A 12,131-nucleotide genomic window follows, 5' to 3' on the forward strand; every position below is an offset into this window, starting at 1 on the left:
AAAGTATCCTTAAAGTATTCTTAGCTTGTTGTGTGGGATTAGGCGTGCATTGTAGCAAGTTGCCGCTTATTGTCAAATAAGTTTGTATTGGCTACCATATCAACGCAAACATAGATTCTACTTTCTAGCAGGTGGCATATGGCTAAAGGATTTAGCGAGGATTCTCGCGTGAAAATACCAGCACTCATCACACTTACTCGACTTGGGTTTGCCTATCGCTCGCTTAAAAACGCAGAGTTTGAGCCTAGGACAAATATCCTTATCCCAAGCTTTGCTAAAGCCCTACGCACACTCAATCCAACCTTACGCCAAGGATCACTCGATAAAGCCCTAGAGCATATCGCTTTTATTCTCTCCTATGATGATTGCGGCAGGGCTTTTTATGAGAGCTTGTGCTATGGGCTTAGCGGACATACTATCGAAGAAGTAGGTGCTATCAAGCTTATTGATTGGGATAATTTTAGTAACAATATGTTTGAAGTCGTTACAGAGCTGCCTTACGGAGGCGATGAGAGCGGCGCAGGGAGCTTCCGCCCAGATATTACGCTATGTATCAATGGCTTGCCGCTGTGCTTTATCGAAGTCAAAAAGCCCAATAACGAGCAAGGCATACAAGCCGAGCTAAAGCGCGCTAAAGAGCGATTTAGCAACCCCGCTTTTAAACGCTTTTTTCACTGCACGCAAATTATCGTGTATTCTAATAATTGCGCCTATGATGAAAGCGAGCTTACCCCAATAAGCGGCGCGTTTTACTCCACAAGCTATAGCCTAAAGCCCAATCACTTTAGAGAGGAGTCTCCCCAAGCAGCACTACCAGAAGTGGATTCTACTACGCTCAAAGCCATACTCCAAGATACCAACTCCCAAGCCCTACTATCCACGCAAGAGTTCGCCACCAACCTAGCCCCCACCACTCCGACAAACTCCCTACTCATCTCACTTTTTACCCTTGAGCGACTGCAAGTCTTTTTGCGCTATGGGATCGCCTTTGTAGAATCTAGCTCTAGCCACCAAAGCCCCACCCAAAGTCTCACCCAAAGTCTCACCCAAAGCCCCACCATAGAAAAGCACATTATGCGCTATCCGCAGTTTTTCGCCCTATGCGCGATCAAAGACAAATTACACCAATGGCATAAAGCCGAGTCCAACTCTGCCCAGATCCCCCAGCCACTCCCCCTAAAGCGTGGGATCATATGGCATACACAAGGCTCGGGCAAAACCGCCCTAAGCTTCTACGCCACAAGGTGGATCAAAGACTTTTACCAATCTTTAGGCATTATCACCAAGTTTTACTTCATCACCGATCGCCTAGATCTCTACAAGCAAGCTTCTAGCGAGTTTAGCAAAAGGGGCTTGCGTGTCAAAGAGATAGAGTCTAAGCAGGACTTCATCAGTGAGCTATCAAGCCTTAAATGCAACAACCAAGAAGGCAAAGATGAGATGATAGTCGTAAATATCCAAAAATTTAGCCAAGACTCTCTAGCCCTGCCCAACTCCTACGCCCTTGCTTTCCAGCGCGTGTTTTTTATCGATGAAGCACACAGAAGCTATGATCCCAAAGGCTCATTTCTCACACATTTATTCACCACAGATAGGCAGGCTATCTTCCTATCGCTCACAGGGACACCCCTGCTAGGCAGCTCCTCCAGAAGCAAATCCACCCAAATTTTTGGCGAGTATATCCACCGCTACTACTACGACTCATCGATCAAAGATGGCTACACCCTACGCCTTATCAAAGAAGACATACAAGCTAGCTATAAAGAAACGCTAAGAGACAGGCTAAAAGCCCTAGAGCTAGAGCAAGGTTCTCTAGATTCTAAAGCTATCTATGCGCACAAAAGCTTTGTAACGCCCCTATATAAATATATCTATGATGATTTCACACAAAGCCGCGCCAAGCTAGGTGATGAAAGCATTGGGGCTATGGTGGTGTGTGCGAGCAGTGAGCAGGCTAGAGAGCTATTTGCACTCTCACAAGCCATTTCCCCAGCTTCCCCCCCCCCCCCCCGTTTCAAGCAGCCTAGATTCTAAGCCCTTAATCTCCGCGCTAATCCTACACGACCAAGGCGATAAGCACTCCCGCGCCAAAGACATTGAAGACTTCAAGGCTGGTAAGATCTCCTTGCTCTTTGTCTATAATATGCTACTCACCGGCTTTGATGCCCCAAGGCTTAAAAAGCTCTATCTCTGCCGCAAGATAGAGTCCCACAATCTCCTCCAAGCCCTAACGCGTGTCAATCGCCCTTATAAGTCCTTCCACTATGGCTATGTGGTGGATTTTGCGGATATTGACAGAGAGTTTGACAAGACCAACAAAGCCTATTGGGACGAGCTACACAGAGAGCTAGGCGATGATATAGACTCTTATACAGGACTTTTTAAAACCCTAGAAGAAATCAAAGCCGAGCTAGAATCCATAAAAGCCACATTATGGGAGTATGACACAAGCAACGCCGAAGAATTCCGCTTACAAATAGAAAAGCTCTCCAAAGACAAGCTCCACACCCTCCAATCCCAGCTGCAATCTGCGCGCGAGCTCTACAATCTCATCGCCCTACACGGCTACAAAGAGCTAGAATCCAAGCTGCCTTTTAGCAGCCTTGCTAGATTGCTCCAAGTGCTACAAGATAGGCTACACACCCTACATATCCAAGAGATCATAGACTCCACCGACCCAGATCCAAGCCTGCTTAGCCAAGCCTTAGAGGATTATATTTTCTCCTTTACCAAAATCGATGAAAAAGAGCTGCTCCTACTCGATGGGCTAAAGTCCCAAATCGCACGCACAAGAGAGGCGTTCCTAAGCAATATAGACAATGCCGACCCTATCTACACCACACTCTACCAAGAGCTTCAACGCCTCCTAGCCAAAAGGCACATAAACCCCACCCAAGAGCAGATTGCCGCGCTTGATAGCGAGTATAAGTCCTTACAAGCACGCATAGACGCCCTAAATGCCGCAGATGAAAGGCTCTGTGCCAAATACGACAAAGACCCAAAATTCCTACGCATACACAAACGCCTAAGAGAGTCTTTGCACCTTGCAGACCCAAGTATCCACGAGAGCCTGCTAGCGATCAAGCACACCATCGACCACCAGCTCCTAAACAACCGCGAGCTGCTAGCAAATCAAGCCTTTTTCACCACAGAGCTAAACCAGCTCACTAAATCCCAAGCAAAAGCCCTGCTAGAGACTCGCTACTCCCGAGAGACAAGAAGCACTCTCACCTCCCTACTTGCCAATGAATACCTACACCAATACAAAGGAGAATCCGCCTAATGCAAGTCCCAAACACCCAGACCCCGCCAAACACCACACCGCAAATCCTAGCCCTAATCGACAGGCTCAAAGCCATTTGTGCTAGAAGCGGGCTAGGCAATGACGCAGGGGAGTATAAAATCATCACCCAAGTTTTCCTCTACAAATTCCTAAGCGATAAATTTATCTATGAGATAAAGCGCGCTGAGCCAAGCCTAGAGAAGCTAGACTCTAGCAAGCTACTCTCCCACCTAAAGAGCCTAAGCACAGATGACTATGCAATGCTCTGTGAAGACATCGGCGCAAATGTCATCTTTCTACCAGATGAGCTGCTGCCCTATCTCTTTGAGCGGCAAAATGAATCAAGCTTCCACAAAAGGCTTGATGAAGCGTTAGAAAATCTCTCTTCTAGGAATCTTGAGATATTTTCTATCACCACAGAGGGCGGGAGCAAGATCAAGCTTTTTGAGCCTATATCGCCTATCATCACCGATGCAAGCAAGCGCGATAACTTCGCCAAAGCCCTTGTGTCATCGCTTGTGGATTTTGACTTTGAAGCGATCTTTGATCAAGGCTACGACTTTTTCGCCCCACTTTTTGAATACCTTATCAAAGACTACAACAAAGACAACGGCGGCAAATATGCCGAGTATTACACCCCAGCATCTGTAAGCTCCATAATGGCGCGCATACTTGTAGGCGACACCAGCCCTAAAAGTGTGAGCATTTATGACCCAAGCGCAGGCTCTGGCACGCTGCTTATGAGCCTAGCACACACCATAGGGCAGGATAAATGCTCCATCTACGCCCAAGACATAAGCCAGAAGTCCAGCCAGCTCCTACGCCTAAACCTCATCCTAAACAATCTCTCCCACTCTATCCACAACATCACCCAAGGCAACACCCTAACCCACCCCAAGCACACGCACAAGCTCTTTGATTTCATCGTAAGTAATCCGCCATTTAAGCTCGACTTTAGCGAGTATAGAGCCGAGCTAGATGCGCAAAAGGAGCGGTTTTTCGCCGGAGTGCCTAAAGTCCCTAACAAAAAGCTAGAATCTATGGCGATTTATCTGTGCTTTTTCCAGCACCTGCTAAACTCCCTAAGCCCCAAGGGCAGAGCTGCCATAGTCGTGCCCACAGGCTTTATCACCGCCACTAAGATAGAAAAGACCCTACGCAAAGTCCTAGTAGATTCTAGCTCACTGCTAGGGTGTATCACAATGCCGCCCAATATCTTTGCCACCACTGACACCAATGTCTCTATCGTCTTTATCGATCGCTCCAAGCCCCACACGCACGCACTTTTGATGGATGCTTCAAAGCTAGGATCTAAGCAAAAGGTAGAGAAAAACGAGCGAACCATTTTAAGCCAAGATGACGAAGCCAAGATCATTGGCACATTTCTACGCCAAGAAGAGATAAAAGACTTTAGCATAAGCGTCCCCCTAGAATCTATCGCGCAAAAGGGCTATTCATTTTCTGCGGGGCAGTATTTTGACTTTAGCATCGAGCATATCGATCTAAGTCAAGAGGAGTTTGACGCCCAGCTAGAATCTAGCAAGGCTAGGCTGCAAGAGCTTTTTGCAGAGTCTAGGGTGCTGCAGGGGGAGATAGTGGCAAGCTTTGAGCGGTTACATTTTAAGGGCTAGAGTGTATGGATTCTAGGCGAATGGATTCGGCTTTGGGTAGGCATTTCGCAGATTTTGGGGATTTTAGGGCAACCGCAGACCTTAAGTCTAGCTCTACCCTAAAATCCCCAAAAAACTACAAAAGCCCCACCGCAAATCCTAGAATCCTTGAAGAAGAAAGCGGAGTTTCTCCGTCATTGCGAGCCGATGAAATCGGCGTGGCAATCCACAAGCAAGAAAAACAAAAAACGCAAAAAGTGGATTCTAGCTCTCTGTCATTGCGAGACTTGCGCTAGCAAGTCGTGGCAAAGCGCAGCTTCTTTAGTAATCCACAAAAACACAAAGGACACATAATGCCAACACCAGCACCACACAAACAACCCCACCAAACACAATGGGAAAAGGTAAAATTGGGGGATATAGCAGAGATAGACCCAAAAGAAAAGATAAAAAAAGGAGTCAAAGCCAAAAAAATATCAATGGGCGACATAATACCATTTTACAAGTTTGCTAAATTTAGTTCATTTGAAAATTTTAAATCTGGCTCAAAATTTAGAAATGGCGATATATTACTGGCAAAAATTACTCCTTGCCTTGAAAATGGCAAAACAGCTTTTGTCGATTGTTTAGAAAAAGACGAAGTAGCATTTGGCTCTAGCGAGTTTATTGTTTTTAGGGCTACAAAAATGACAGACTCACACTTTTTATACTACACACTTACTGCGCCGAATTTTAGAAAAACAGCAATCCAATCAATGACAGGCACATCGGGTAGAAAACGAGTGCAAAATAATATCATAACACAATACCAAATCCCGTTGCCGCCTCTCCCTACGCAAGAAAACATCGCGCAAGTCCTTAGTATGCTGGATAAAAAAATCGAGCTAAACACACGCATAAACACCGAGCTAGAAGCTCTAGCAAAGCTCCTTTATACGCGCTATTTTGTGGAGTATAACTTCCCAGACTCTAGCGGCAAGCCTTATAAAGCAAGCGGCGGAGCTATGGTCTATGACCCCACCTTAAAGCGCGAGATCCCACAAGACTGGGAAGTCGCCAAAATCGGCGATTTATGCAGTATTCAATCAGGCTTTGCATTTTCTACAAAAGATTTCAGCAGTCAAGGTATATACAAACTTATCACAATTAAAAATGTCAAAGATGGTTTTATAAGCATTGATACAGACAACAAAATTTTAATGTTACCGACCAAATTGCCTACATTTTGTAGATTAAAAAAGGGGGATATTTTACTATCACTTACAGGAAATGTAGGGCGAGTCGGTATGGTATGGGATACAGATTTATTGCTAAATCAACGAGTGGGAATTATCCAAGAAAAAGAAGCAAACAAATCATTTTTATATTGTCTTTTTAGAAGCGAAATAATGAAAACAACATTAGAAAATTTAGCTAGCGGAACTTCACAGCATAATTTAAGCCCAATTTTGACTGAAAAGCTTTGGACACTAAAACCAAAAAAAGAAATTTTAAACAAATTTCATAATGAAGTTTCTACTATCCTAGAATCCATTTTAACAAACCAGCAAGAATCCCAAAGGCTAGCGGAGTGGCGCGACTATCTGCTGCCGTTGCTTATGGGCGATCAAGCGGAAGTGGTATAGGCGATCTACCCACCTAGAACGCTCTCGCCACATTTAGTAACACGCCCTAGCCTAGATCACACTACTTCTCCCCTATCGCTTGACATAGTGCGTAAAGTCTGCTAGCTTTGATCCAATCTCAACTCTACAAAGGACCACACAATGCCTATCGCACACAATATCACCGATCTAATCGGGCGCACGCCTATCCTAGCTCTCCACCAATTCGCCCCCAATCTCTACGGCAAATGCGAGTTTCTCAACCCAAGCCACTCTGTCAAAGACCGCGCCGCTTACGCGATGATCCAAGATGCCCTAGATAGCGGCAAGATCACGCAAGACTCCACCATAGTAGAATGCACCAGCGGCAATATGGGCATCTCTCTAGCGATGATTTGCGCAAGCCTAGGGCTAAAGATCATCATCACGATGCCGGAGTCTATGAGCCTAGAGCGGCGCAAGATGATCGCGCTTTTTGGCGCGAAGCTTGTGCTGACCCCAGCCGCACAGGGTATGCAAGGCGCACTCGATGAGGCAAACAGACTGCTTGCAAGTATCCCCAATGCCTTTATGCCAAGCCAATTTACAAATCTAGCCAACAAAGAAGCCCACAAACGCACCACTGCCCTAGAGATTTATGAGAGCTTTAGCGGCGAGCTTGACTACTTTGTCGCGGGCTTTGGCACAGGAGGGACGATCAGCGGGGTGGGCGAAGTGCTTAAGGAGAAAATCCCGCATTTGCGTATAATCGGCGTAGAGCCAGCCGCCTCGCCACTCCTTAGCCAAGGGCAAGCCGGAGCGCACAAGATCCAAGGCATAGGCGCGAACTTCATCCCCAAAATCCTAAACACAAGCGTGATAGACTCTGTCATCTGCGCGGGCAATGAAGAAGCCATAGCCACCGCGCAAGCTCTAGCCAAAATCGGCGTGATGGTGGGGATCTCAAGCGGAGCGAATGTCGCTATCGCGCTACAAATCGCCAAAGAAAATCCGGGCAAAAAGGTGCTAACAATGCTTAATGACACAGCGGAGCGATACTTATCGACAGATTTGTTTGGCACTTTGTAGGCAGCCAGCCCTATGGCTATCTGCTCTCTAAGCTAGGGCATAAATCCCTAGAATCCACTTTTCTAAAGAAACATCGCCTAGCGGCGAGCGTTTTACTTGTTTTCTAAAGAAACATCGCCTAGCGGCGAGCGTTTTACTTGTTTTCTAAAGAAACATCGCCTAGCGGCGAGCGGTATCCCTTGTTTTCTAAAGAAACATCGCCTAGCTTGTTTTCTAAAGAAACTGCGTTTTCACTAGCGGCTTTTTCTGTCATTGCGAGCCGCGACAGTGGCGCGGCAATCACTCCCCACACTCCCCACACTAGAATCCACTTTTTGAAAAACGCCTTTTTCTTGTCATATTGAGCCGCAGGCGAAATATCTCTGTCATTGCGAGACTTGCGCTAGCAAGTCGTGGCAATCCATTTACATTTTGTCAAAAGTGGATTCTAGGGGGTGCTAGTTTTGCAAAAAGTGCTGCAAAACCTCGCTTTTTTTAGAATCTAAGCTCGGCAAGCTAGAATCTAAAAGGTGTATTTTGGATTCTATATTTTCAATGGCGGATACGATTTTCTCTTGTGCTTCAAGGGGTGGGAGTGGGATTTTTAAGTCGTTAATTTTGCTTGATAAATTGTTGATATTTGAACCTGTTGCAGAATTTTCAAGTTTTTGTTTAAAATCATCATTTGCAATAGTATAGAAAACAAATTTTGCATTAAAACGACTTCTTAAAATTCCCATAAATCCTCCAGCATAGTATTCGGTATCTTTATTTATAAAAGCCACTTTTCCTATATGTTTTAAGCTTCCACTTGAAAAACACATAAAAATATCATTTTTTCGCAAAATTTTATTTTTATCTCCTATAAAATCTTGCTTAAGATAAATCATTTTTGAAAGCTCAAAGGTGTTATTAAGGGTAATATTATCCGCAGTTAATACTATATTTTGTGTCTTTTCCGCTGTTTGCTCTGTTTTGTCGTATGTTATCCCTCTTATAATTTCGCATACTTCGCCGAGTTTGATTGTATCCCAGCCTTGCGGTGGTGGGGTAGGGATAGAATCTAAAAGGGCTTTAAAATCTAAGGCGTTATTGTTATTAAAATCTAGCTTAGATTCTAGCTCTTGTATAGAATCTAGCAGGGAAGCGATGAAGTCTCTACTGCCCCCCCTCGCTAGAATCTACAATGCCGCATTTGACTAAAATGGCTTTAATCAATTCTTGGTATTTTTCTATGCTCATTCTTATGGTGTTATACTGCTCTTCTACCTTTTCACACTCTGCTACGATTTGCTTTTGGATTTCTAAAGGCGGCAGGGGAATTTTTAGTTGCGACAAATTAGTTCTTGTGATTTGAGGTTGAGCCGCACCTGTAATAACGCTTTTTATGTTTGACAGCGGCAAAATATAAATTAAAAATTTTTTTAATATAAGGTTTTTTTCTAATGGCGTTATTATCATCGCATTACCTGTAATCCAAGATTCTGGTTCTGTAAAGTTAATAGTTCCGCAAGTTGCACCCCTGCAAGTCATTGCTACTTCAGCATCTTTGTGATTATATTTATCGTAAAATCCTATTACGCCATTTGCACCATAAACTTTATATTGTCCTTGTTCTAAAATTTCTTTTGCTGTAATAGTTTGTGGCTGATACATTTTGCAAACAGATTCTAACTTTACTAACTCATACTTACAATTTTCAAAAGGATTCTGTGCGTTAAACTCGCCTTGTGAATTTGTAGGATTTAAGCTTATAGCCTTATTAAAATCCACCTTGCTAAAGTCTAGCATATCTATGAGTTTTGCTTTAAAGGCATAGGGGCTTAAGTCTTGCGGGATGGGATTAGATTCTATTTGAGATGCTTTTTCGCGCCCTAAACCCCGCGCCCCACCCATATCGGTAGATACAAACGCTTGGCGGATAAGGTAGGCTAGTTTGTTTGGATTGTGCGGATTATCCCTTTCAAAAAGTGGGCTAAGGTAGGGGCTATGTAGCTCTTTAAGCCCTTCATCGCCTTTGCGATTACTCCACTCATAGCCTAAGAATTTTTTCTGCTCTTTGTTATCACTTGGGGCTTTGATGATGATAGGGGCTTGATTGAGAGCTAGAGAGAAATAGAGTAATTTATCTTTTTCTATCGCTCTTGCGTAGGCTAAAAAGGCGTTGTGTATCAAGGTGTCTTTGTCTTTAGAACTTTGAAAGGCTTTAGAGTCTAGCAGCTTTTTATACTCGCTTGTTTCTTTAAAGGCGGTGTGGTATTCTTTAAAGGTATCTAGCTCTAAAAGCTGTGTTGTGCTTTGGGATCTTTCAATATTTTGTTCTGTGTCTTTGGTTTCACTTGGGGCTTTGTCTAAATTGTAGCTAGATTCTAAATCCTTTCGCGCCCTAAACCCCGCAGCCCACCCATTTGGTTGAGATTCTAAACCTCCATTTAAAAAGCTTTCATAATCTTTTTTATCAAAGCCCCTAAAATCACAATACGCATTAAATGCGTTTATGTAGTCTTTATAAGGCTCATTTTGTGATAAATGTCCGCTTTCTATGTAGTTTTTGATATTGCTATAATCTTGCGAAATGGTTGCGTTTTCTGGTGTGAAGCTGTCCTTTTTGCGTAAGAATAAAATAATGGTATTTGTGCCTGTCGCTCCAAAAGTCCCGCTGCCTAGCTCTACAATAGCGATGAAGTCAAAATTGATAAGCAAAATCTCTCTTGTGCTTTTATAAATGCCATCTTTGTTTAGAATCGAGCTTGGCAGGATAATGGCGGCTTTGGCATTGTCTCTTAAAAGCTGGTTTGCTCTCTCTATGAAAAAGCATTCAATGGCGTTATTTGTCTCTATATTTATCTCATTAGTAAAAAGCGTGTAGGTTTTTTTGGATTTAGCACTTAGAGTCTCTAAAAAGCCCTTGACAGAATAAGGGGGATTAGCGATAAGTAAATCAAAGCTGTGGTTGTCAATTTGCAATTTTTGCTTATTTCCGCTGTCTGTTTTGGGATTTTCTAGCTCGTGTGTGGCAAGGGCGTCTGCATAAAGGATATTGATTTCATTTTGTCCATACATTGCAGAAGAAACTTTTGCGACTTTACTTAGGCGATATTCTTTCTCAATGCCATAAATTTGTTTGTAATGCTCTTGTAAATCCTGCTTAATGTAGCGTTTCAGTTCGTTTGCATAAGTGTTTAGAAAATGTCCCGCCCCACAAGCAAAGTCAAGCACTTTTAAAGGCTTAGAACTTAGCATAGAATCTAGCGGTAAGGCATACATAATAAATTCACAAATTTGTATAGGAGTGAAAAACTGCCCTTCATCTTGCTTCATACCCTTTTGTAAAAAAAGCTCAAAAAGATTGCCTAAGAATTGATTGGTGGAATTTTGCGTGAGTTTGTAGGGGGCAAAAAGCTCGATGATTTCTTTTAGCACTATGGCGTTTTGTAAGAAAAGCTCTTTATTATGCACTTCTAAAAAGGCAAAGTCGTTGTTGGAGTAGAATTTAAGCTCTTTGATATGCTTTTGAATCTGTGCTTTTAAGTCTTTTGCGTGAAGTTTTTTAAAGGCTTTTTCTATATCATCATTAGAGACAAAGGTAATTTCTTCGCCTAAAAACTCACTCATCGCTTCTTTGTAAAGGAGCATTAGCCTATCTTGCATATTGGCATAAGTATCTGCCATAACGCCAAAATAGCCAAATTTGAGATTGTTTTTATTAAAGCTTTCATCATAGATTTTACATAGAAAAATATTTACAAGTTTGTCAAAGGCGTTTTCTTTGCCTGAAATATTATGTTTGCGTAAAATCTTAGCAAACTCGTGGTATTTACCCTCTTCTTTTAGCTCTTGTAGATTAGAAAAAGTGGGGGTTAGCTCTAGAATCTTATAAGCATTTACATCATTTTCAAAAATGCCTTGCGTGAAAAATTGCAATTCATAGCTCTCTTTCCATACAGAAAAAAGTTCGGTGTTATTACTTGCTTTTTTATAGGATTTTTCTATATCGTTTTCTTGCAAGTATTCGTCATTATCAAAGGCTTGGATAATGTAATTTTGATATTTGATACTTTTAGATTCTGCTTCTAAATCGCTGGTGTAAAGGCACAAAAATTTTGTAGCTTTTTCTTGCTGAAAATAGCTAAAAAGCTGTCCGCCATTTTCTTTCATTCTCTCCCATTCTTTGCTAAATTCGCTTTTGCTATTTTCTTGTGTGGTTTTACATTCTATAATGAGATAAGTGTTGTCTTGGTTATCACGCACTAAAATATCAGCTTTACCACCTTTTAGTTCTCCGCCCAATCGCCATTTTTTCTCTAATTCTAGCGACTCTGCCTTATAGCCTTTTTCTAATAATCTATGCACACATTCAAAAACGACAAAATTTTCAGGGTGAGAGAAGTTTGAAGTCGTGGTGTCGTGTATCTTTATGCCTTGTGGGTAGATGAGCTCTTTATTAGCAAAATCCACTTGCATTGTGTGGGTGTTTATGGTCTTTGTGTAGATAGTTGCTTGTTTAGATTCTAGCTTTTTGGGGGGGGGGGGGGGGGGGGGGGGGGGGGGGGGGGGGGGGGGGGGGGGGGGGGGGGGGGGGGGGGG

At 43.0% G+C, this 12,131-nt stretch carries 8 protein-coding genes; 6 read left to right on the top strand and 2 right to left on the bottom strand.

What is annotated here, in order from left to right; all coding sequences use genetic code 11:
* The first annotated feature begins 138 nt into the window (after positions 1 to 138).
* The 6 genes from NYG90_RS09225 to cysK all read left to right on the top strand — a co-directional run bounded on the left by NYG90_RS09225 (position 139) and on the right by cysK (position 7,565).
* Complete coding sequence (locus tag NYG90_RS09225) at positions 139 to 2,034, top strand: type I restriction endonuclease (RefSeq protein ID WP_285264970.1); 1,896 nt, start codon at positions 139 to 141, stop codon at positions 2,032 to 2,034.
* Entirely contained in the window at positions 1,937 to 3,283 is a 1,347-nt protein-coding gene (locus NYG90_RS09230; protein WP_285264971.1) for a type I restriction enzyme subunit R domain-containing protein, read from the top strand. The genes NYG90_RS09225 and NYG90_RS09230 overlap by 98 nt, the downstream gene beginning before the upstream one ends.
* The gene (locus NYG90_RS09235; protein ID WP_285257377.1) at positions 3,283 to 4,914 is read left to right on the top strand and encodes an HsdM family class I SAM-dependent methyltransferase; all 1,632 of its coding nucleotides are present in this window, start codon (positions 3,283 to 3,285) and stop codon (positions 4,912 to 4,914) included. Before NYG90_RS09230 ends, NYG90_RS09235 begins: the two co-directional genes overlap by 1 nt.
* A gap of 5 nt (positions 4,915 to 4,919) precedes the next feature.
* On the top strand, positions 4,920 to 5,189 hold the full coding sequence (locus tag NYG90_RS09240) for a hypothetical protein (RefSeq protein ID WP_285257376.1): 270 nt from the start codon (positions 4,920 to 4,922) through the stop codon (positions 5,187 to 5,189).
* A 57-nt stretch (positions 5,190 to 5,246) separates the two neighbouring features.
* Positions 5,247 to 6,518 carry a restriction endonuclease subunit S gene (locus tag NYG90_RS09245; RefSeq protein ID WP_285257375.1) on the top strand — a complete coding sequence of 424 codons (1,272 nt, stop codon included), beginning with the start codon at positions 5,247 to 5,249 and terminating at the stop codon, positions 6,516 to 6,518.
* 141 nt (positions 6,519 to 6,659) lie between these two features.
* A complete protein-coding gene (cysK, locus tag NYG90_RS09250) occupies positions 6,660 to 7,565 on the top strand; it encodes a cysteine synthase A (RefSeq protein ID WP_115010666.1) in 906 nt (301 codons plus the stop codon).
* Between the two features lie 437 nt (positions 7,566 to 8,002).
* Here the strand turns inward: cysK and NYG90_RS10615 are convergent, their stop codons facing one another.
* Positions 8,003 to 8,725: a restriction endonuclease subunit S gene (locus NYG90_RS10615; protein WP_434062740.1), complete on the bottom strand. Its 723-nt coding sequence runs from the start codon at positions 8,723 to 8,725 to the stop codon at positions 8,003 to 8,005.
* On the bottom strand, positions 8,703 to 12,008 hold the full coding sequence (locus NYG90_RS09255) for an N-6 DNA methylase (protein ID WP_434062741.1): 3,306 nt from the start codon (positions 12,006 to 12,008) through the stop codon (positions 8,703 to 8,705). Before NYG90_RS09255 ends, NYG90_RS10615 begins: the two co-directional genes overlap by 23 nt.
* Between the last annotated feature and the right edge of the window lie 123 nt (positions 12,009 to 12,131).

The sequence above is a fragment of the Helicobacter zhangjianzhongii genome, assembly GCF_030249855.1.
Taxonomy (GTDB): Bacteria; Campylobacterota; Campylobacteria; order Campylobacterales; family Helicobacteraceae; genus Helicobacter_B; species Helicobacter_B zhangjianzhongii.